The sequence below is a fragment of the Haloplanus vescus genome (assembly GCF_900107665.1).
Taxonomy (GTDB): Archaea; Halobacteriota; Halobacteria; order Halobacteriales; family Haloferacaceae; genus Haloplanus; species Haloplanus vescus.
The window spans coordinates 1,032,366-1,053,141 of sequence record NZ_FNQT01000001.1 but is presented as its reverse complement, the minus strand read 5'-3'; the positions used below and the strand labels follow the sequence as shown (position 1 = coordinate 1,053,141).

The 20,776-nt window shown below is 66.6% G+C and carries 26 protein-coding genes and 1 tRNA gene; 14 read left to right on the top strand and 13 right to left on the bottom strand.

Going from position 1 to position 20,776, the window contains the following annotated elements; genetic code table 11:
* A complete protein-coding gene (locus BLU18_RS05615; protein ID WP_092632768.1) occupies nucleotides 1-756 on the top strand; it encodes a DUF7001 family protein in 756 nt (251 codons plus the stop codon).
* Here the strand turns inward: BLU18_RS05615 and BLU18_RS05610 are convergent, their stop codons facing one another.
* Nucleotides 757-1,677 carry a thiamine-phosphate synthase family protein gene (locus tag BLU18_RS05610; protein ID WP_092632765.1) on the bottom strand — a complete coding sequence of 307 codons (921 nt, stop codon included), beginning with the start codon at nucleotides 1,675-1,677 and terminating at the stop codon, nucleotides 757-759.
* Nucleotides 1,674-2,255, bottom strand: a complete 582-nt coding sequence (gene dcd / locus BLU18_RS05605) for a dCTP deaminase (RefSeq protein WP_092632762.1) — start codon at nucleotides 2,253-2,255, stop codon at nucleotides 1,674-1,676. The genes BLU18_RS05610 and dcd overlap by 4 nt, the downstream gene beginning before the upstream one ends.
* 155 nt (nucleotides 2,256-2,410) lie before the next feature.
* Between dcd and citZ the strand changes: the two genes are divergently transcribed.
* The 6 genes from citZ to BLU18_RS05575 all read left to right on the top strand — a co-directional run bounded on the left by citZ (nucleotide 2,411) and on the right by BLU18_RS05575 (nucleotide 6,164).
* A complete protein-coding gene (gene citZ / locus BLU18_RS05600) occupies nucleotides 2,411-3,547 on the top strand; it encodes a citrate synthase (RefSeq protein ID WP_092632758.1) in 1,137 nt (378 codons plus the stop codon).
* 10 nt (nucleotides 3,548-3,557) lie between these two features.
* On the top strand, nucleotides 3,558-3,950 hold the full coding sequence (locus BLU18_RS05595) for a gamma-glutamylcyclotransferase family protein (protein WP_092632755.1): 393 nt from the start codon (nucleotides 3,558-3,560) through the stop codon (nucleotides 3,948-3,950).
* Nucleotides 3,951-4,135: 185 nt separating this feature from the next.
* Nucleotides 4,136-5,365, top strand: coding sequence for a threonine ammonia-lyase (ilvA, locus tag BLU18_RS05590; RefSeq protein WP_092632752.1), 1,230 nt, complete (start codon nucleotides 4,136-4,138; stop codon nucleotides 5,363-5,365).
* An 86-nt stretch (nucleotides 5,366-5,451) separates the two neighbouring features.
* Nucleotides 5,452-5,832 (top strand): Rid family detoxifying hydrolase, encoded by a 381-nt coding sequence (locus BLU18_RS05585; RefSeq protein WP_092632749.1) that lies wholly within the window; start codon nucleotides 5,452-5,454, stop codon nucleotides 5,830-5,832.
* A 16-nt stretch (nucleotides 5,833-5,848) separates the two neighbouring features.
* A complete protein-coding gene (locus tag BLU18_RS05580; protein ID WP_092632746.1) occupies nucleotides 5,849-6,055 on the top strand; it encodes a DUF7981 family protein in 207 nt (68 codons plus the stop codon).
* Between the two features lie 28 nt (nucleotides 6,056-6,083).
* A tRNA-Ser gene (locus BLU18_RS05575) sits at nucleotides 6,084-6,164 on the top strand.
* Between the two features lie 40 nt (nucleotides 6,165-6,204).
* Here the strand turns inward: BLU18_RS05575 and BLU18_RS05570 are convergent.
* The gene (locus tag BLU18_RS05570; protein ID WP_092632743.1) at nucleotides 6,205-6,390 is read right to left on the bottom strand and encodes a hypothetical protein; all 186 of its coding nucleotides are present in this window, start codon (nucleotides 6,388-6,390) and stop codon (nucleotides 6,205-6,207) included.
* 220 nt (nucleotides 6,391-6,610) lie between these two features.
* Here BLU18_RS05570 and BLU18_RS14780 point away from each other — a divergent pair, with 220 nt between their 5' ends.
* From BLU18_RS14780 to BLU18_RS05555, 4 genes are all read left to right on the top strand, one after another.
* A complete protein-coding gene (locus BLU18_RS14780) occupies nucleotides 6,611-6,757 on the top strand; it encodes a hypothetical protein (RefSeq protein ID WP_176791183.1) in 147 nt (48 codons plus the stop codon).
* 104 nt (nucleotides 6,758-6,861) lie between these two features.
* Entirely contained in the window at nucleotides 6,862-7,254 is a 393-nt protein-coding gene (locus BLU18_RS05565; protein ID WP_092632740.1) for a DUF7383 domain-containing protein, read from the top strand.
* A gap of 187 nt (nucleotides 7,255-7,441) precedes the next feature.
* On the top strand, nucleotides 7,442-9,103 hold the full coding sequence (gene thsB / locus BLU18_RS05560) for a thermosome subunit beta (RefSeq protein WP_092632737.1): 1,662 nt from the start codon (nucleotides 7,442-7,444) through the stop codon (nucleotides 9,101-9,103).
* Nucleotides 9,104-9,163: 60 nt separating this feature from the next.
* Nucleotides 9,164-10,021, top strand: a complete 858-nt coding sequence (locus tag BLU18_RS05555; protein WP_092632734.1) for a hypothetical protein — start codon at nucleotides 9,164-9,166, stop codon at nucleotides 10,019-10,021.
* Here the strand turns inward: BLU18_RS05555 and leuS are convergent, their stop codons facing one another.
* The 7 genes from leuS to BLU18_RS05520 form a co-directional block, all read right to left on the bottom strand.
* The gene (leuS, locus tag BLU18_RS05550) at nucleotides 10,022-12,886 is read right to left on the bottom strand and encodes a leucine--tRNA ligase (protein WP_092632731.1); all 2,865 of its coding nucleotides are present in this window, start codon (nucleotides 12,884-12,886) and stop codon (nucleotides 10,022-10,024) included.
* 135 nt (nucleotides 12,887-13,021) lie between these two features.
* Nucleotides 13,022-13,825, bottom strand: a complete 804-nt coding sequence (gene pheA / locus BLU18_RS05545) for a prephenate dehydratase (RefSeq protein WP_092632728.1) — start codon at nucleotides 13,823-13,825, stop codon at nucleotides 13,022-13,024.
* Nucleotides 13,826-13,864: 39 nt separating this feature from the next.
* A complete protein-coding gene (locus tag BLU18_RS05540) occupies nucleotides 13,865-15,259 on the bottom strand; it encodes a sensor histidine kinase (RefSeq protein ID WP_143025231.1) in 1,395 nt (464 codons plus the stop codon).
* A gap of 45 nt (nucleotides 15,260-15,304) precedes the next feature.
* Complete coding sequence (hisH, locus tag BLU18_RS05535) at nucleotides 15,305-16,012, bottom strand: imidazole glycerol phosphate synthase subunit HisH (protein ID WP_092632722.1); 708 nt, start codon at nucleotides 16,010-16,012, stop codon at nucleotides 15,305-15,307.
* Between the two features lie 67 nt (nucleotides 16,013-16,079).
* Entirely contained in the window at nucleotides 16,080-16,670 is a 591-nt protein-coding gene (locus tag BLU18_RS05530) for a uracil-DNA glycosylase (protein WP_092632719.1), read from the bottom strand.
* 24 nt (nucleotides 16,671-16,694) lie between these two features.
* The gene (locus BLU18_RS05525; protein ID WP_092632716.1) at nucleotides 16,695-17,270 is read right to left on the bottom strand and encodes an endonuclease dU; all 576 of its coding nucleotides are present in this window, start codon (nucleotides 17,268-17,270) and stop codon (nucleotides 16,695-16,697) included.
* 28 nt (nucleotides 17,271-17,298) lie between these two features.
* On the bottom strand, nucleotides 17,299-17,475 hold the full coding sequence (locus tag BLU18_RS05520; protein ID WP_092632713.1) for a DUF5786 family protein: 177 nt from the start codon (nucleotides 17,473-17,475) through the stop codon (nucleotides 17,299-17,301).
* 84 nt (nucleotides 17,476-17,559) lie between these two features.
* Here BLU18_RS05520 and BLU18_RS05515 point away from each other — a divergent pair, with 84 nt between their 5' ends.
* Complete coding sequence (locus tag BLU18_RS05515) at nucleotides 17,560-18,171, top strand: MBL fold metallo-hydrolase (protein WP_092632710.1); 612 nt, start codon at nucleotides 17,560-17,562, stop codon at nucleotides 18,169-18,171.
* Here the strand turns inward: BLU18_RS05515 and BLU18_RS05510 are convergent.
* Nucleotides 18,168-18,317 carry a 50S ribosomal protein L40e gene (locus BLU18_RS05510; RefSeq protein ID WP_092632707.1) on the bottom strand — a complete coding sequence of 50 codons (150 nt, stop codon included), beginning with the start codon at nucleotides 18,315-18,317 and terminating at the stop codon, nucleotides 18,168-18,170. The genes BLU18_RS05515 and BLU18_RS05510 overlap by 4 nt on opposite strands.
* 100 nt (nucleotides 18,318-18,417) lie before the next feature.
* Here BLU18_RS05510 and BLU18_RS05505 point away from each other — a divergent pair, with 100 nt between their 5' ends.
* Nucleotides 18,418-18,873 (top strand): TRAM domain-containing protein, encoded by a 456-nt coding sequence (locus BLU18_RS05505; RefSeq protein WP_092632704.1) that lies wholly within the window; start codon nucleotides 18,418-18,420, stop codon nucleotides 18,871-18,873.
* A 70-nt stretch (nucleotides 18,874-18,943) separates the two neighbouring features.
* Entirely contained in the window at nucleotides 18,944-19,429 is a 486-nt protein-coding gene (locus tag BLU18_RS05500) for a Tfx family DNA-binding protein (RefSeq protein WP_092632701.1), read from the top strand.
* Here the strand turns inward: BLU18_RS05500 and BLU18_RS05495 are convergent.
* A complete protein-coding gene (locus BLU18_RS05495; RefSeq protein WP_092632698.1) occupies nucleotides 19,426-20,433 on the bottom strand; it encodes a mannose-1-phosphate guanylyltransferase in 1,008 nt (335 codons plus the stop codon). The two genes, BLU18_RS05500 and BLU18_RS05495, sit on opposite strands and share 4 nt — an antisense overlap.
* A 37-nt stretch (nucleotides 20,434-20,470) precedes the next feature.
* Entirely contained in the window at nucleotides 20,471-20,743 is a 273-nt protein-coding gene (locus BLU18_RS05490) for a DUF7091 family protein (RefSeq protein ID WP_092632695.1), read from the bottom strand.
* Nucleotides 20,744-20,776: the final 33 nt, after the last annotated feature.

The window sequence follows — 20,776 nt, the reverse complement described above, 5'->3', positions numbered from 1 at the left end:
ATGCCCGAGACGGTCACCATCTATCGCGCGCCCACCACCGTCGCGGACGCGGACGCCCTCGCTGACTGGCTCCGCGACCGAATCGACGCCGAGGTGCGGGTGCGCGACCGACTGCTCGGCCGCGTCGACGACGGGGTAGCCGAAGAATTCGCGGCCGCCCGCGTCACCGACCCACACGACCCCGAGACGGGCAACACGATGACAGGCATCGTCCGCTACGAGGAGCGAGCGCTCTCGAACCCGTCGCGGGCGGGCGGCATCGTCTACGACGGGCGCGACGTTCAGCGGTCGCTGAACGCGCACGTGCCCGGCGAGCAGAGTCTCGACCACCTGCACATCGCGCTCTTGGACCGTGCCCTCGGGACGTGGGGCGACCACGACGGGCGCTGGCACAAGCGGGTGGCCGTCCTCGGACAGCCGACGCTTGTCTCGGTGCCCGGGCTGTACGAGGCGCCGGCCAAGCCCGAGGCGTACTACGAGGCCAAGAGCAAGCACGCCCTACTGACGGGTGACGCGCCGCCACGCGAGGTGTTAGAGGCCGAAATCGAGGGGGACTTCCTCGTCGCGGACGACCCCCGGACGACCGACGCGCTGAAGGGGTATCTCCTCGCCGCCGTCGATTTCCTCGACACCGGGTCGGCGTTCTGTGACGACGAGCGCTGTCGCCTCCACGACGCCCATCGCCAGCCCGGTGTCGTCCGGGCGCAGCTGCGCGACCCGACCTTCTGCGAGGCGCACGCGGCGCGCTACGACTAGTTAGGTCTGGTCGCGGACGACTCGGGCCGCCGCCGGGGCGTCGTCGGCGAGGACGTACGTGATGGGTTCGATGCCGAACCCGCCGGTCTGGTAGAGGACGAACGGCGACCCTGGGTCGGCCGCGCGCACCGCCTCGACGATTGTCTCGCGAGTGGCGTCGCCGCCGGAGTCCTCGCGGTCGGCATCGAACTCGACGGTCGGGTAGCCGGCGTCTCGCAGGCCGTCGACAAGGGCGGAGTCGTACCGGATGTTCACCGCGCCGCGGACCGGCGCGCCGGCCTCACGGGCCGACAGCAACACGGCGGCGACGTGTTCGCTGACGCCGAACTCGGGGTCAGAGGGCACCGTCGCCGTCCCGCGAACGTCGAAGATGCGGCCCGGGACGCCCGCCACGTCCTCAACGTCGGTCGCCTCGGGGAGACACTCGACGAGGTTCGAGCCGACGTTGGGGACGAGGCTCGCGAACGCGGACGTGTTGCGGAGGATGCGGAGGCCGCGCCGCACGGAGGAGCGGACCTGTTCGGTGGTGCGCGCGCCGCTCTCGGGGTCGTGAACGTCGAAGGAGGCGTCGTACTCGCGGAGTTCGGGCATGACCTCGCGGTGGCGTTCGGCGAGCGAGTCGCCGTTCTCCAGTCGTCGGATGAGCACTTCGAGTTCGATGAGCGCCTGCACGCGACTCATATCGCCCGTCGACAGTCCCTCACCGATTCGCTCGACGAGCGACTGGACGCGTTCGTCCTCGCTGAAGCGCTCGCTGGTCGCCACGTCGCCGTGGGCGTACTTCGAGACGGCGGACTGCGAGATGCCGAGGGCGTCGGCGACTTCGCGCTGGGTGAAGCCACGCTCTCGGAGGTCCGTCGCGAGCATCGACCGGACCGTGGGCAGGAACTCCTCGACGACGAGTTCTTCGACGAACTTCATGATTCGAATTCGGGGTCGGAGCCGATGCGCGAGGCTTGCGGGCCGTCCTGGTCTTGATACTTCGAGCCGCGCTCGCTCCCGTACGGGCGCTTGGCGGGCGAGGAGAGTTCGGTGAAGACGAGCTGGGAGACGCGCATGCCGGGCGTGAGCGCGACGGGGGCGGTGCCGAGATTCGACAGTTCGAGCGTCACCTGTCCGCGATAGCCGGGGTCGACGAAGCCGGCGGTGGCGTGGACGACGACGGCCAGTCGGCCGAGCGAGGACCGGCCCTCGACGTTGGCGACGAGGTCCGCGGGCATCTCGACGCGCTCTTTCGTCGTGCCGAGCACGAAGTCGCCGGGGTGGAGGATGAACTCCTCGCCCTCGTCGACGACCGTCTCGTCGATATACTCGCTCACTTCCTGTTCGCGCGTGGGGTGGATACAGGAGATGTTCGTCCGTTGGAACTCGAGGAACTCGGCGCCGAGACGAAGGTCGACGCTCGCGGGTTGGACCTGCTGGTCCACGTCGTCGAGGGGGTCGATGACGAGGTCACCCTCGCTCAGGCGCGCGAGGATGTCGGTGTCCGACAGTATCATAGCTATGCGCGGGACGCCGAGGAGTAAAATCCCCCCGATGCGGCTGCCTCCGGCGAGCCGAGCGAAGGGTTCGCGTTCGCTCGTCGTCGCGTCGTCAGTTCGTGATGTCGGTTGAACGGCAACGCTTTTTTGAGACGGTCCGAAACCAGTAGCGTATGTCTGATGAGGTCAAGCGTGGACTCGACGGTGTCGTCGTGTTCGAGTCCAATCTGAGTTACATCGACGGCGATGCCGGCGAATTGGGCTATCGCGGCTACGCCATCGAAGACTTCGCACAGGAGGCGAGCTTCGAGGAGGTGTTGTCGTTGTTATGGAACGGCGCGTGGCCGACCCCGGCCGAACACGAAGAGTTCGTCGCCCGACTGGCCGCAGAGCGCGACCTGGCGCCGCCCGTCTACGACCTCATCGAGGAACTCGCCGCACAGGACGAGAACCCCATGGCGATGCTGCGGACGGTCACGTCCATGCTGTCGGCGTACGACCCGGATACCGACGCCGAACCCGACGACCGCGAGGCGAACATCGCGAAGGGCTGTCGCATCACGGCGAAGATTCCGACCGCGCTGGCGGCGTTCACCCGACTCCGCGACGGCAACGAGCCCGTCGCCCCGCGTGAGGACCTCACCCACGCCGAGAACTTCCTCTACATGCTGAACGACGAGGAACCCGACGCGGTTGCGGTCGACGCCTTCGACACTGCCCTCGTGTTGCACGCGGACCACGGGTTGAACGCCTCGACGTTCGCCTCGATGGTGACCACCTCGACGCTCTCGGATCTCCACAGCGGCGTCACGAGCGCCATCGGCACCCTCGCCGGGAGCCTCCACGGCGGCGCCAACCAGAACGTCATGCGGATGCTGAAAGAGATAGACGAGAGCGACGCGGACCCCGACGAGTGGATCGAACAGGCCGTCGAGGAGGGCCGCCGCATCCCCGGCTTCGGCCACCGCGTCTACAGCGTCCGCGACCCGCGAGCCAACATCCTCGCCTCGTACTCGGAGCGTCTCGGCGAGCAGTCGGGCGACCGGAAGTGGTACGACTACTCCGTCACCATCGAGGAGCATATGGCCGAGATGACGCGGTTCTCGCCCAACGTCGACTTCTACTCCGCGTCGATGTACTACCAGATGGGCATCCCGCTGGACATCTACACGCCCATCTTCGCCCTCTCGCGGGTCGGTGGCTGGATTGCACACATGCTCGAACAGTACGACGACAACCGCCTCATCCGGCCGCTCTCGCGCTACGCCGGCGAGCGCGGGCGCGAATTCGTCCCCCTCGACGAGCGGTAGTCGGACAGCGATGGACGTCTTCGTCTACGGGACGCTCACCGAACCCGACCGCGTCGCCACCGTCCTCGACTCCTTTGTCTTCGTCGGCGCCGCGGTCCTCGAGGGCTGTCATCCCGTTGCCGGCCGCTATCCGACGCTCGCGCCCGGCGGTGAGACAGCTGGTCGACTCCTCCGAACCGACGAGCTGGCGGCGCTCGACGACTACGAAGGCGTCGACGAGGGCTTGTACGTGCGCGTGACCGTCCCCCGGACGGACGGTGGACGCGCCGCCGTCTACGTCGGTGACCCCGACGCACTCGACGTGACAGAGGCCGTCACGTGGCCGGGAACGGGGCCGTTCGCCGAGCGCGTCGCCGAGTACGTCGACGCGAACGCCCGCGTCCGGCCGGAACATTCTTCCTGACTATCAATTGAGACGCCCGCTGTCCCGACTCTGTCCGCTACTTTCACTTTCACTGCGCCTTCATGACGTTTATATCCCTTCGCGCCCTTCGGTTATATGCACGTCACACGCGTGCATTCCCCCTTCACGTTCTGCGGCGCTGTGCTACATAAACCGTTAACAGCCACCGACAGGTAGGGACTGACATGATCTCGAACGAGGACGTACTCGACGCCCGTGAGCGAGTCGCGGGCGTCGCGCGACACACGCCGCTCGAATATTCGTTCGCCTTCTCCGAGATGACTGGTGCGGACGTCCATCTCAAACTCGAAAACTTCCAGCGCACGGGCGCGTTCAAGATTCGCGGGGCCATCAACCGCATCGAGACGCTGTCGCCCGAGCAACAGGAGGCGGGCGTCGTCACCGCGAGCGCCGGCAACCACGCGCAGGGGGTCGCGCTGGCGGCGACGCGCGCGGGCGTCGACTCGACTATCGTGATGCCGGACCACGCGCCGGTGTCGAAGGTAAAAGCGACCGAGCGCTACGGCGGCAACGTCATCCTGCACGGCGCCGACTACAACGAGGCGCAGGCCGAGGCCCACCGCATCGAACGCGAGGAGGGCCGGACGTACGTCCACGCCTTCGACGACGAGATGGTGATGGCCGGGCAGGGGACCATCGGCCTCGAAATCGTCGAGGACTGCCCCGACGTGGAGACGGTCATCGTCCCCATCGGCGGCGGCGGCCTCATCTCGGGCATCTCGACGGCGGTGAAAGCCTACGACGACGACATCCGCGTCATCGGCGTGCAGGCCGAGGGCGCGTCGAGCGCCGCCGAATCTCTCCAGAAAGGCGAGATTTACGAACGCGAGAGCGTCGACACCATCGCCGACGGCATCGCGACCCGTCGCATCGGCGACCGTACCTTCGAGGTGATTAAAGAGAACGTCGACGAGGTGGTGACGGTCAACGACGAGGATATCGCCATCGCGCTCACCTACCTGCTCGAACGCGAGAAGGCACTCGCGGAGGGCGCCGGGGCCATCTCCCTCGCCGCGTTGCTCTCGGGCGCTATCGAGTACGAGGAGGGCGAGGTAATCGTCCCCGCCGTTTGCGGGGGGAACATCGACCTCAACGTGTTGACGACCGTCGTGATGCGAGGACTGGTCGCCACGGGCCGCTATCTCCGCTTCCGGACTATCCTGAAAGACCAGCCGGGCGCGCTCGTCGACCTTGGCTCTATCATCGCCGACCACCGCGCGAACATCACCGCGTTCCACCACGACCGCACGTCGCGGGACGTGGCGATGAACGACGCCCGCGTCGAACTCGAAGTCGAGACGCGCGGTCCGGACCACATCGACGAACTCCTCTCGGCCCTGCGCGCGGACGGCTACGAGGTCGAAATCGTCAACGGCTATCAGATGTCAGTCTGAGCGGGGTGCTCAGTATCGGCATTCCGGCGACGGCAGGAACCGCGTAGACGTGTACTTTTAACCGGGTCGCCCGTGACCCAGCGAGCGTGAAACGAACTATCAGCACCGACGACGCCCCCGCGGCGGTGGGCGCGTACAGTCAGGCGACGACCAACGGCTCCCTGCTGTTCACGGCGGGTCAGCTCCCGCTGACGACGGACGGCGAGCTCCTCGACGACGAGAGCGTCGCCACCCAGACCGAGCAGTCCCTGGATAACGTCATGGCCATCCTCGACGAGGAGGGCGCCGACGCGTCGGACATCCTGAAGGTAACCATCTTCCTCGACGATATCGACGACTTCGACGAGATGAACGAGACGTACGGAACGTACTTCGACGCGGAACCGCCGGCCCGCAGCGCCGTCGAAGTCGGCAACGTCCCGAAGGGCGCGGCGCTCGAAATCGAGGCCATCGCCGACGTCGAGTGAGCGGCCGAACTCGCCGATGACCCCCCGACGCAAATCCAGCCTCCTCTGGGGCGTGGTCGGTGCGCTCGCCTTCCTCGCCCTCGTGCAGGGGTATCGACTCCTCGTCGAATCCCTGACGGTGAGCGCTGCCGTGTTCGGGGCTGTCGCGCTCCTCGTCGGCGCGACGGCGGCGGGTGTGACGTACGTTCTCGAACCGCGGATACACGGAAACGGAAGGAGTTAAAGGGCCGAGCGGGTATGCGTAACTGCGAGCCGGGATGGCCGAGTGGTAAGGCGCACGCCTGGAAAGCGTGTTCCCTCAGGGATCCAGGGTTCAAATCCCTGTCCCGGCGCTTTTCACGTTCTCACCCTACGAGCCGGTAGTCTCGCTACCTACGACATCGCGTCGCGCGGCATAATCAGGTCGCCGCCGCAGGCGGGACAGCGGTCCAGCGACCCCGCGACGCCGGTAGTTGACCGGAACTCGTCGTAGTCGCAGTCGGTACACACCCATTCCGCGACGTGTCGCTGTACTCCTCCGGTGGGCGTCTGGTCGGCGCGACTCTCTCTGAGTGACATGGTAACAACTCACACTCTATTCACTTAGTAGTTTGGTGCGAATACTAGAGGTAAGTGACTGTTCGTTTCTAAATTCGCGAGGGTGGTGTGGGTTCCCAAACTAAAATCCTGAAATAGTACTCGAACAGGCGTTTATATGCTCTCGAATCGCCGACGGCGGTCTATCTGTTGGGAATCGTAGAAAAGTTCATATATCGTGGGGGCGTTCGTGTGGTTGACAATGCCTGACACGAAAAGTGGCCGCGAACGCAACGGCAAGAACAAGCGCGAACAGCTCCGTCACCAGCTGTACGAGGCAGAGATGGACTCCCTCGACGACGACGACGACCTCCCCGAATTCGGCGAAGACTTGGAACTCGACGATTAGGTCGCCAGCAACGATTTTCGTCGGTCGGCCTCGGTGAGACCCCGGATTGGTCCCCATCACGGCCGTCGGCGCTCTTATCACGAGGCCGCCCAAATCGGTCGGTCGTGTCACTCCGCGCGAACTACGCGACGGTGTACGTCGGCGCACAACTCGCCCCTCCGGCCCGGGAACTCGACCTTGACTGGGCCGACCACGTCGGCGACGAAACCGATTCCCACGAGTTCACCGTCCCGACGGCGGCAGCCACCGACGGCTACGTCGGCATCCAGGCGTTCGACGTGGGCGAGTACGGGCACGACATCCGCATCAACGGCGAGTCGATGAGTGGATTCGACGTGCCGCCGAGCGAGGGCTGGCAGTACTGGGTCGACACCTTCGGCGACGCCGTCTCCCTCACCGAGGGCACCAACGAACTCCGAATCGTCCGCGACGCCGACACCGAGGACGCCTTCGCTGTCGGCACCGTCACCGTCCACTGGAAGGAACCAGTCGACTGACCTTATAAAGACGCGCCGACGACCGTTCGCTACCCCTATCGAGAGTCGTGATAACAGTTGCCACAATTTTGGCGATTCGGCTCACGTCTGCGACTTTTTCGCGTTCGACTGCCTCCGACTCGACGACGCATCGTCCTCCGCGACCCTCCACTTTTATATAGAAGGACAAACAATCTTTCGATGAACTATGAGTCAGCGAATGCAACAGGGTCAGCCGATGATCATCATGGGCGAAGACGCACAGCGCGTCAAGGACCAGGATGCCCAGGAGTACAACATCTCGGCTGCCAAAGCTGTCGCGGAGTCGGTACGCTCGACGCTCGGCCCGAAGGGGATGGACAAGATGCTCGTCGACTCGATGGGCACCGTCACCATCACCAACGACGGTGTGACCATCCTGCAGGAGATGGACATCGACAACCCGACGGCTGAGATGATCGTCGAAGTCGCCGAGACCCAAGAGGACGAGGCCGGCGACGGGACGACGACGGCCGTCGCCATCGCGGGCGAGCTCCTGAAGAACGCCGAGGACCTCCTCGACCAGGACATCCACCCGACGGCCATCATCAAGGGCTTCCACATGGCCTCCGAACAGGCCCGTGCCGAGGTCGACAACATCGCCACCCGCGTCGACCCCTCGGACGAGGGCCTCCTCCGGAGCGTCGCCGAAACGTCGATGACGGGCAAGAGCTCGGAACTCGACAAGGACCTCCTCGCCGACCTCGTCGTCGACGCCGTGCAGGCGGTCACCGTCGAGGCCGAGGACGGTTCGAACGTCGTCGACCTCGAATTCATCGAAATCGAGACCCAGACCGGTCGCGGTGTCTCGGAGTCTCAACTCCTCAACGGCGCAGTCATCGACAAGGACCCCGTCAACGAGGACATGCCGGTCGACTTCGACGCGGCCGACGTGCTCCTCCTGAACGACCCCATCGAGGTCGAGGAAGCCGACGCTGACACGCAGGTCAGCATCGACGACCCCGAACAGCTCCAGCAGTTCCTCGACAGCGAGGAACGCCAGCTTCGAGAGAAGGTCGACCAAATCGTCGCCACGGGCGCCGACGTGGTCTTCTGTCAGAAGGGCATCGACGACCTTGCGCAGTATCTCCTCGCGAAGGAAGGCATCCTCGCCGTCCGCCGGACGAAGAAGTCCGACATGGGCTTCCTGCAGGAGATTCTCGGCGCACAGATCGTCTCCGACCTCGACTCCGCGACCGACGCCCACCTCGGTCACGGGTCCATTACGCGCGACGCCGACGCGGGTCTGTTCTACGTCGAGGGCGATGACTCCCACGGCGTGACCATCCTCCTCCGTGGCTCGACCGACCACGTCGTCGACGAGCTCGAACGCGGCATCCACGACGCACTCGACGTCGTCTCGGCGACGGCCTCCGACGGTCGCGTCCTCGCCGGCGGCGGTGCCATCGAGGTGGAAGTCGCCAGCCGACTCCGCGACTACGCCGACGACATCAGCGGGCGCGAACAGCTCGCCATCAACGCCTTCGCCGACTCGCTCGAAGTCGTCCCGCGCGTCCTCGCCAACAACGCGGGCCTCGACAGCATCGACACGCTGGTCTCGCTCCGCGCGGCCCACGAGGACGGCGACGAACACGCCGGCCTCAACGTCTTCACCGGCGACGTCGTCGACACCTTCGAGGCTGGCGTCGTCGAACCCGCGCACGCCAAAGAGCAGGCGCTCTCCTCCGCTACCGAAGCGGCGAACCTCGTCCTGAAAATCGACGACATCATCGCCGCGGGCGACCTCTCGACCTCCGGTGACGGAGACGAGGGCGGCCCCGGCGGCGCTGGCGGCATGGGCGGCATGGGCGGCATGGGCGGCGCGATGTAAGCTCGGTGCGCACCCATTCCGACACAAGACCCTTATTTTCGACGCGGATAACGCGGCGGTATGCCCTCCCGACGACGCTTGGTAGCCAGCCTCGGCGCCGCGCTGACCGGACTGGCTGGCTGTCTCGACACTTCGTCCGACTCCACGCCGCCGACCGCCGAAGCGACGCTCGGCGACTCGATTTCCCTCGACGGGACGACGGTGACCGCCACGGAACTGGCGGCCGTCCACTCCTATCACTATCTCAGTGCGCCGGACGCGTTCGGCGTCGAATCGGCCGGCAGCGACCGGTTTCTCTTCGTCGCTCTCACCGCCAGCGGCGAGCGACCGCCGCCGGGCCGGGCCTTCGCACTCGACGTGGGCGGTGACCGCCTCGCGTTTCCGGAGGCCGCGCCCGCACCCGAACGTGACCTCGCACCCGTGGGTGACGGTCGCTACACCGAGGAGAGTCCGCAGGGGTATCTCGTCTTCCGCGTTCCGGCGCCACTCGAAACCAGCGTCGCCGTCACGCTCCGCCAGGCCTCGCAAGTCTCGGACAGTCGAGTCGACGACGACGCGCGGGCCCGGTGGTCGATTCCCGACGCTCGGCTCGACGCCCTGCGCTCACCGCCGCCCGAGTTCGCGGTCAGCTACGACGTGCCCGAGTCGGTCGACGCGAACGACCCCATTCCCGTCGGTATCGACGTGACCAACAAGGGCGACGGCTCTGGGGTCTGTCGCGGTGCCATCAACCACACGCATCCGATGCACGGTGGCGACTCCTTCTCGCTCTCGCTCGATTCGGGCGCCTCGACGACGTACGAGATGACGGTTGACTACCACGTCGACGACCGGGTCGACGCCGACAGCCTCGAATTCGACCTCCTCGTCCCCGGCGACGCGCGGTCGTTCACCGTCACCCTCGAAGGCGCGGCCTGACTACTCCAGATAGATTGCCGGCCGGAAGGGGACGGCGCTGCTGGCGCGGTCGGCCGGGTCCGGCGGGTCGTCGTCCTCGGCGTAGACGTCGACATCGGCGTCGAACTCGCGTTCGAGGAAGTCCACCGCCGACTCGTAGACGGTGCCTTCGTCGAGGTCCTGCAGTCGGTCGACGGTGTCGTCGTCTAGGTCGCGGACGAGCTCCACGAGGTCGCCGACGAGGTCGTTGACGGCGTCGCCGCGTTCCCGCAGGTCGGGGTTGCTCATCGCCTCACTCATCGCCGCGCCCACGTCGGCCCCGGCTTCGACGACGGCGTCGAACACCTCGCGCTTCCAGTCCGCGGCGACGTAGATCATGATTCGTTCGGGGTCGGTCCCCGTCACGTCCACGATATCGTTCACGTCCTCGGTGAGGCGCTCTATCTGTCGCTCCTGCACCTCGACAGCCGGGCGCTCCAAGTCGGCGTCGACTTCGGGCCACGGCACGTCCTCCGCTGCCTCCCCGGTCAGTCGCTCGTGGAGTTCGTTGGCGAGGAAGGGGACGAAGGGCGCGAGGAGGCGAAGCCGCGTCTCCAGCGCGTGGCGGAGCGTCCACTGCGCGCCCGGTCGGTCGCGGTCGGTCCGGCGGCGATACCATCGGAGCGACTCCTCGAAGCCGTAGAAGGCGGTCTGACTCGCCGCTCGCGTCTCCGAGTTCTCCATCGCCTCGGTCACTTCGCGGACCGTCGACTGCAGCTTCGAGAGCAGCCATCGGTCGACGGGTTCGAGGTCCGGCACCTCGTCGTCGAACGTCGACGCCGGTTCGTCGGGGACGAGTTCGGTCGCGCGGTTCCAGAAGCGGTCGAGTTGGTCGCGAACGCTCTCGACCTGTCCGGCGCGCCAGTCGTAGTCCTGCCACGGCTCGGCGGAGTTGAGCAGGAAGAAGCGCACGGTGTCGGCACCGTAGCGCTCGATGGCCTTGCCCGGCAGGACGACGTGGCCCTTCGAGGAGGACATCTTCTCGCCCTCCAGCAGGCCCATGCCCATGATGACGATGCCCTCGGGCCACTGGGCTTCGTCGAACAGCTCCGCGTGGTGGAACAGGTAGAACGTCAGGTGGTTCGAGATGAGGTCGTTCGCGGAGAAGCGGTAGTCGACGGGGTACCAGTAGAGCCACTCCTCGCGCAGGTCGAGGGCGCGCGGGTCGGGGTCCTCCACGGCGTCAGCGCCGTAGAAGAGGGCGTCGAAGAACTCGCGGTCGAGGTCCTCGACCGGAATCTCGCGCAGGCGCGGCGCGAGCGTGTAGTACGCCATGTAGATGGTCGAGTCAGAGAGGGGTTCGATGACGAAGTCGTCGTCCCACGGCAGGTGCGTCCCCAGCCCGTAGTTGCGGATGCAGGGCCACTCGTTGAGCCACCCGATGGTGTGGTCGTACTCGTCACGCGTGTTTGCGGGGATGCACTCCATATTCTCGACGAGCTGCCGAGTCATCTCCTTCCAGTCCTCGTCGTTGTATCGGAGGAACCACGTGTCCTGTTTGGACACCTCGACGTCGCCGCCGCACCGACAGACCACCTCCTCCGAGAACTCGTACATCGTCCCGAAGCGGCCGGCGTCGACGCCCTCGTCGCGGTAGCGCTCACGGACCTCCTCGATGACCTCGCCCGCGAACTCACCGTACTCGTCGTGGAGACGGCCGGCGTGGAACTCGCGGTTGTACAACTCTTGGGTGACCTCTTCGAGTTCGGGGTCGTCCGAGGACTCGACACCCGAGGATTCGACGGCGTCGCGCGCCGGAATCTCGCCGTAGCCCTCCACGTCGAGGATGGGAATTGGCTCGATTCCCTCGACCGTCTCGGGGTCGACGCCGTAGCGTTCCATGCGCTCGTCGTCGGCTTTCGCCTCCTGCAGGGCGAGGTAGTCGTCCGGCGAGTGCGCCGGGACGGACATGACGACGCCCGTCGCGTTGTCGGGGTCGACAAACGTCGCCGGCAGAATCGGCACCTCGTCGCCCGTCACGGGGTTGGTGACGTGTTCGCCCACCAGGTCGGCACCCGAGAACGTCTCCTCAACGGTCACGTCGTGCGCTTGTAGGCGGAGTTTTTCGGTCGCCTGCTCGGAGACCAGCCACGTTTCGCCGTCGACGGTGGCGCGGGCGTAGGTGCCCTCCGGGTTGACGTAGGCGTTGGTCACGCCGCGGACCGTCTCGGGGCGGAGCGTCGCCATCGGCACCACCGCGTCGTCGAGGCCGAAGCGAACCAGCGTGTACTCCTGATACTCCGCGTCTTCGCCCTCCAGCAGGTCGTGGGTCGTGACCGGCTGTGCCTCGTTCGTGCAGTATTTGACCGGGTGGAGGCCCTTCTCCAGTCGGTCACGGTCGCGGAGCGTCTCGTACTGCCACGTGATGAACTTGGAGTAGCGGTCGTCGTTGGTGGTGAACTCGCGGCGCCAGTCGATAGAGAGCCCCAGCGACTTCATCCCCTTCTTGTAATGTTCCTCGATGAAGTGGTGGGCGTAGCCCATCGGCGTTTCGAGGTCCTGCAGGGTGTCTTCGGGTACGTCGTAGGTGTCGCGGAGGACGGAGAGCTGCTCTTCTTCGCCTTTCTTCAGGCGCTCGACGGCGCCGATGATGGGCGTCCCGGTGACGTGCCACGCGATGGGAAAGAGCACGTTGTCGCCCTGCTGGCGGCGATAGCGGGCGTAGACGTCCGGCACCGTGTAGGTCCGGGCGTGGCCGATGTGCATCCCACCGCTCGGGTAGGGATAGGGGACGGTGATGAAGGTCACGTCCTCGTCGTCGGCTCCGTCCGGGTCGGCTTCGTACCGGCCCGTCTCGGCCCAGCGCTCCCGCCAGCGCTCCTCGAGTTCCTGCGGGTCGTAGTCCATATCCCGGCTCAAGGCCCCACGGCCTAAAATAACTCCTATCCGGCCGGCGCGCCGACGCCTCTCGATTATCCGGCGTCTTCGCCGGCGAGAGCGTTCCCGCCGGACGCTCACTCGATGTCGATTACACTACCGCTCTCAGACGACGTGTCGCGTATCGTACGACCCGAGACGCCGGACCCATCCCTCGTCGACGATGCCCTCGACCTCGTCGACCGCTTCGCGGGCGTGACGCTCGTAGAGGCCCGCCTCGAAGTCGATGTGGAAGAGGTAGTCGCCAAGGCGGTCACCCGTGGGTCGGGACTCCACTCGCGAGAGGTTGATGTCGCGGTCCGCGAACGCCTCCAGCAGTTCGAGGAGGAGGCCGGGATAGTTCGCGTTCGGGTTGACGATAATCGTCGACTTCCCGCCGGCGTCGGTTCCCTCGCCGGCGGGCGCGACGACGAAAAACCGGGTGGCGTTGGAGTCGCGGTCCTGGATGTCCTCTGCAAGCACCTGCAGGTCGTCGCCGGCGTTGTCGGGGTGGGCGATGGCGGCGACGGAGGCGTCCTCGCGGGCGTGTTCGACGCCGCGGGCCGTGCTGGCGACGGCCTCCAGCGTCACGTCGGGGTACTCGGCTTCGAGGAAGGACCGACACTGTGCGAGCGCCTGTGAGTGGCTGGCGACAACGTCGAACGTCTCCGACTGCGCGAGGAGGGCGTGGCGGATGGGAGTGACGACTTCCTCGACGACGCCCACGTCGTAGTTCGAGAGCGCATCCAGCGTCTCGGTGACGCTGCCCTCGATGCTGTTCTCGATGGGGACGACGCCGCGGTGGTACTCGCCTTTCGCGACAGCCTCGACGATGGCGGTCACGGACTCGCTGAAGGTCACGTCGTCGGCGACGGCCCGCGCCGCGCGGTGCGAGTACGTCCCCGCGGGGCCGAGCGTGATGGCTTCCATGCGCCCCGATTGTGCGGAGTCGGGGAAAAGCGCGTCGGGTTACGCGAGGTGGAGACGGACGTTGAAAACGCTCCCTCGCGGGTCGTTGTCGTCTATCCAGACCGAGCCACCGTAGTGGTCGACGAGCGTGTACACCAGATAGAGTCCGAGTCCCGTCCCCTCGCTGTCGACGCCCTTCTCGCCTTTGCCGAAGATTACGTCGCGGCGCTCGGGGTCAATTCCCGGACCGTCGTCTGCCACCTTCACCAGCACCCAATCGTCCTCGAGTTCGGCGGACACTTCGACGGTCGGTTCGTCGCCGTCGTGGTGTCGGACGGCGTTGCTGAGCAGATTTCGGAACACGGAGCGCAGCATGTCGTTCGCCAGCACCTCGACCAATGGGACGTTCCCGCGGGTGCGTATCGTCGCCTCGGGGTAGCTCGACCGGGCCGCCCGTATCTCCCGTTCGAGGACGAACGACAGGTTCGTCGGCTCGCGTTCGCTCCCCGATTCGGTGACGAGGGCGTCCATCAGCTCCCCCATCAGGTCGGTGAGTTCGATGACGTGCTCGGTCCGCGAGCGAATCGTCTCCAAATGTGGTGTGTCGCCCTTCTCGACGTCGTCGAGCAGGTCGGACATCCCCTGGACGAGTTGCATGTCGTTCCGGATGTCGTGGCGAACGATTCGGTTCAACAGTTGGAGGCGTTCGTTTTGCTCTTCGAGGCCCTGCCGATGCTCTCGGAATTCGGTCACGTCTTTGACCGCGCCGTCGACGTACGTCTCGCCCTCGGCATCGGTGAATCGACAGGCGGTGACCTGCCCCCAGAACGGCTCGTCGTTCAGCGTCCGCAGTTCGACTCGCTCGCTCACCACTCGCTCTTCGGCCACCTGCTCGAAGAACTCCTGACAGTCGTCGCCGTCGGCGAAGATGTCGCCCACTGGCGTCGAAAGGAGGTCGGTCCGGGAAGTTACGTCGAATAGTTCGACTATCGTCGGATTACCTTCGAGGAACGGTTCGTCGGGGTCGGGTCGCGCCCGGAAGATGCCCGTCGGAACGTGTTCCACCAACTCCTCGAACCATCCCTTCTCTCGGTGTCGCCGCTCACTCGCGTCACGAACCGTCGTCACCACGCAGCGCTGACCGCCAACGTCACCGACCGACGCCGACAGTTCCGCCCAGAACGTCTCTCCGTCACGTCGTTGGAGACACCATTCGACGTCTTCGTCGGCATCCAACAGGGCTCGAACTGGGTCTCGGTCCGGTTCGCCGACGAGTACGTCGACGAGTCGTCGCCCCACGAGCGTCTCACACGCGAATCCACTCATGGACGTGAAACACTCGTTCACGTCTCTGATTCGGCCACTGTCTGGCGCGACCAGTAACAGCCCGTCGGAGACGTGTTCGAACAGGGCTTGGTACCCGGATTCGATGCCGGTGCTCGTCGCTTCGTCCACAGCGACCGTGAGATACACCTCGATAAAAGGATGTCCGCCCGATTATCAGGCCGAATAACAGACGTCGACGAAGTTGCGCAGAATCGTCAGCCCCGTCTCGCCGCTCTTCTCGGGGTGGAACTGCGTCCCGAACACCGTTCCGTCCTCGTTGGCGACGACAGCGGGGAAGGACCGCCCGTGGTCCGCCGTCGCGACGACTGCCTCGTCGTCGTCCGGGACGGCGTAGTAGGAGTGGACGAAGTAGGCGTATTCGCCGTCGACGGAGCCACCGCCCGGCCCGTCACGCGCCGGCGCGTCGGCGGGGTCGACGCCCGAGACGATGGGGTGGTCGCGCTCCACCGACAGCTGATTCCAGCCCATGTGGGGAACCGTCTGTCCCTCGTCGAACCGGACGTTGCGCCCGGGGACGAAATCGAGGCCGACGACATCGCCCTCGCCCGCGTGGTCTGCCTCCTCGCTCGACGTGAGGAGCATCTGCATCCCGAGACAGATGCCGAAGACGGGTTGGCCGCGGTCGACGGCGTCCGCGAGGGCGTCGCGGTACGGCCCGGCGTTCTCCATCCCTTCGCGGAAGGCGCCGACGCCCGGGAGGACGATGCCGTCCGCATCGGCGAAGTCCGCGGGGTCGTCGGTAATCGTCACGGCGGCGCCCGCACGCTCTAGCCCACGCGTGGCCGACCGGAGGTTGCCGAGGCCGTAGTCGACGATGACCACGTCCGCGAGTGCCTCCGCCGGCGGTTCGGACAGGCTCATGTCTCTCCGTCGGGCGGCGGGGTGCAAGTCACTTTCCGTTAGGCGTCGGCTGTGGCCGGGCACACCTTCAGTAGTCGCCGAGGCGGGCTTGGTCACTCTCGCTCGCGCCGACGAGCGCCGACGCCTTCCCGATGGCGTCCGCGAACGACTCGCGTTGACTCCGGTCGTACAGTGTCGCCGCGGGATGGAGACAGAGCAGGACGCGCCGGCTCTCGCCGCCGAGGCGAGCGTCGACTACCGACCCGGCCTCCTTCGTGATGGCAACGTCGCGGTCCAGCACTCGCTGGGCCGGCACCTTGCCCAGCGTGACGATTAGGTCGGGGTCGACGTGTTCGATTTCGCGGTCCAGGAAGTCGGCGCAACTGTCCAGCTCCTCGGCTCGCGGGTCGCGGTTCTCCGGGGGGCGACAGCGCACGCAGTTGGTGATGCGAACGTCGGCGCGCGCGAGGCCCGCGTCGCGGAGGGCGTCGTCGAGCACCGACCCCGACCGGCCCACGAAGGGTTCGCCCTCCTCGTCCTCGTTGGCGCCGGGCGCCTCGCCGACGAAACAGAGCGCGGCGTCCGCGGGGCCGACGCCGTTGACGATGCGACTCCGCGACTCCACGAGGGCCGGGCAGCGCTCGCAGGCGCAGACGTCCGGCCCGTCGGTTTCGACCATGCCGGAAGGCCGACGGCCGACGGCTTAAACGTCCGCGTCCGTGCCCGCCCGGAACTCGCGGGCGGCCCGCGCGGCCAACCGAGCCACCCGGACCGGCTCTGGACGCCCGCCCTCGGCGGTGTGTGCCCTGACGACGGCGTCGGCTCGGTCGTCGTCGATACCGACCGCGCGGACGTACACCTCGTCGCCGTTCACCGAACAGCGGTGACGCGGTGGCTGAGCGCGGTAGGTTCGGAGCCGACGGTCGAGTTCGTCGCCACTGAACTGCTCGCGAAGCGCCGGTTCGAGTCCCGGACTCGATTCGAAGGAGACGGAGACGACGGGGCGGTCGACGGCCGCCGACAGCGCACGGATGTCGACGACGTTGAACCACGCCGGCGCGATGCCGGCGAGGAGGAGGTGCTGGATGTCGTCGCGACCCAGGTCGAAAAACAGCGACTCGATGGCGTCGGTGGCGTCGGTGCCACCGACCGTACACGAGTCGAAGACGAACCCGTCTGCGGTCCGGTCGGCCCGGACGACAGCGCCGCAGAGGACGCTTCGCTCGTCGGCGTCGGCGACGGATTCGGCGACGCCGAGCGCTCGCGCACCCGATTTCATCGCGGTCCAGAGGGTTCGAGCGTCCCTCTTACTCTTCTTTGATGTCCTCGAGGCGGTCGAGGAGTTCGTCGTTCGACGCGCCGATCTCGAATTCGACCGACCCCCGGTGATCGGTTTCGGACGTCTCGATGCCCTCGTTGTCGTCGAGGTCGGCGTCTAACTCCTGGTTCTCCTGTTCGGATTCGTCATAGCTCCCAAAGCCCATACAGGATAATATTGCAGGTGCACACCAAAAAAGATTTGCCGGGGGACCACCGCTTATACCTCTTGGACAGCCGACGTATTGTACATGGACGTACACCACGTCACTGCGACTGCGGAGGAGTTCACGTGCAACGCCTATCTGGTCACGGGCGAGTCGCCGACGCTGGTCGACGCGGGGGCAATGCCGGGCGTCGAAACGGTCGTCGCGGAGTACGTCGACGACGTGGACCGCGTGGTGCTCACCCACCAGCACAGCGACCACGTCGCCGAACTCGATGCCGTTCTCGACGCGTTCGACGCCGACGTCTACGCCTACGGCGAGCATCCGCGCCGAACGCACGAACTCGCCGACGGCGACACGGTCCAGATGGGGGACGAGACGTTCGAGGCGGTGTACACGCCCGGACACGCCGACGACCACGTCTCACTCGTGAGCGAAACGACGCTCTTCAGCGGTGACGTGGTGGTCTACAACGACGGCGCGTTCGACGACGGCAGCTTCGGACGGACGGACATGCCCGGACAGTCGCGCAACCGACTCATCGAGAGTCTGGAGACGGTACTGGAGCGACTGCCGGCATCGGTCGACGCGCTGTACGCGGGCCACGGCGACCCCTTCTACGCGGACGAGGAGAGCGTCCGGGACGTAATCGAACGCGCGCTCTCGCGAGCGAAACGTCGAGAACCGAAGTATTAGGCGCTGCGGGGCTCTTTGGCCTTGGGTCGGAGCTTCTTGTAGCCGCACTTGCGGCAGCTCTCGGCCCGTGGGGAGTTGCGCGCGTTACATCGCATGCAAATCTGTTTCTCGAGCATCCGGTCTTCCGCTGCCTCGAACTTAGCCATACGACCCGATTTCCGGTCGACGGTCATAACGCTTGCGAGTGTCCGTGGCCACATCGCGCACAACACAAGCGTTTAGACGGGTCGCGGAGTAGGCGAAGACATGGCGGACTGTCCACTCGCCGACGACTGCCCCAGTTTCTCGGAGCGAATCCAGGGCATGGGGTGTCAGCACTACGGCGACCGCGGGGGCGCCGAGTGGTGTCAGCACTACGACATGCCCATCTCCGACCTGAAACAGCAACCGGTGAAACCCGGCGAGGAAGTCGTCGTCGACATCACCGACATCCACGAGAGCGGCGCGGGCGTCGGCCGCACCGACGACGGCTTCATCGTCCTCGTCGACGGCACGCTCCCGCCGTCCCGGGCACGCGTCCGCATCGACCGCGTGAAGGCGAATCACGCGACGGCCGCGGAAGTCGAGCGTCTCCCCATGGAGGACGAGGAAAGCGAGGGTGAGGACGAAGACGCGGACGCGACGGCAGACGAGTCGGACTCCAGCGACGACTCGGGCCGTCCCGAGCAGCTGGGCAGTCGCGACAACTTCTGGGGCGGATAGCCCCTACGAACGTGGACAGTTCGACGCGAACGAAGTGGAGTTTTTAGGTAGCGGGAGCGTAGTCCGATGTATGGAAGACGACCCGGACGCGCAGGCACTGCTCGAACGCGCCGGTTTCGACCCCGAGAAGAGCGTCCTGACGCGTCGGCAGGCCGAAGTGCTCGCCCTGCGCGAGCGAGACGTTCGCCAGTCGACCATCGCCGACATTCTCGGCACGTCGCGCGCGAACGTTTCGAGCATCGAATCGAGCGCCCGAGACAACGTGGCGAAAGCCCGCGAAACCGTCGCCTTCGCCGAAGCGCTGACGGCGCCGGTTCGGGTCGAAGTCGACCAGGACACCGACCTCTACAACGTCCCGAAACTCGTCTACGACGCCTGTGACTCCGCTGGCGTCAAGGTGAACCACACCGCCCCCGACCTGATGAAACTCGTCAGCGACGAGGCCGGTGACGCGGTGCAGGGGCGCGAGATTCAGGCGCCGCTTCTCGTCGGCGTGACCACCGACGGCACCGTCCGCGTCCGCCAGTCCCAAGAGAATCGGGCCGGCGCCGACTAAGCCTCGCCGCGACGCTCCAGTTCCGTCACCAGCTCTTTCACTCGCTGTGCGTCCTCGGTCGGGACCACCAGCACCCGGTCGTCCCACGCGACGACTGCGAGTCCGTCGACGCCAACCAGCGACACGTGGACGCCGTCCCCCGCCACCACGTTGTCGTGTGCGTCGAGACTCGTCACCTCGGCGTCGCCCGCGACGACCGTGCCGTCCTCGTCAGCCGGGAGGAGGCGTCGGAGGGCGTCCCACGTCCCGATGTCGTCCCACTCGACGCCCAGCGGCACGGTCACCACGTCGTCGGCGCGTTCGAACACCGCGTGGTCGACGCTCACGGGGTCGACGGCGTCGAAGGCGGCGTCTGGGTCCCCGGCGTCGAGCGTCTGGAGCATAGGCCCGAGCGGCGTGTCCCGCGCCGCGCGCCGGAATGCCGTCGGCGTCCACGCGAAGATGCCAGCGTTCCAGTAGTGGCCCGCCTCGACGTACCGTTTCGCCGTCTCGGCGTCCGGCTTCTCGTGAAAGGTCGTTACCTCGGCGTAGTCGCCGTGGTTCGCTCCGGGTTCGATGTATCCGTACCCCGTGTCGGGGCGCGTGGGTTCGACGCCGAAGGTGACGAGGGCGTCGGTGTCGCTCGCGACGCGGGCGCCGCGGCGCGCGGCCGCTTCGAACTCGCCGACGACGTGGTGGTCGCTCGGCAGGGCGAGAACCACGGGGTCGTCGACGGTGTCGGCCGCGTAGTGGGTGGCGTACGCCAGCGCCGGACCGGTGTCCTTGCCCGCGGGTTCGACGAGGACAGTCGCCTCGGGCACGGCGTCCCGGACGGCGTCGGCGAAGTCGGGACGGGTCGAGACGACCACCTCGTCGGCGAAGTCGACCCGGTCCACGGTGCGTTCGAGTAAGGTCTCGGTCCCGCCGAGTGAGAGCAACTGCTTCGGGCGGTGGCGGCGACTCGCGGGGTAGAGACGTGAGCCGACGCCGCCCGCGAGTACGACTGCGACGAGCGGTCGGTCCATGCGCCGAGTGGGCGACGCCCGGGCAAAAACGCCCCGGCTACCACGTCTCGACGACGCCCTCGCGGACGTCTTCGAGACAGCCCTCGCAGTCGGGATGGCCGCCCTCAAAACACTCCGGGCGCCCGGCGTCGTCGAGAGCGACAGCGCGACGCTCGGCCTCGCGGCGACAGACGATGCGGACCTTCCCCTCGTCGTCCCGTGGCAAGTCGGCGCTCGCCTCGCCGGTTCGATACGCGCGCCGCGCCTCGGCGTAGCGCCGGCCGGCCGTCCGGAACGTCGTCCGCACGAACTGTTCCAGTCGGTCGTCCATACCTCCCCTCCGCTCGGCAGGGCCAAAGGTTCG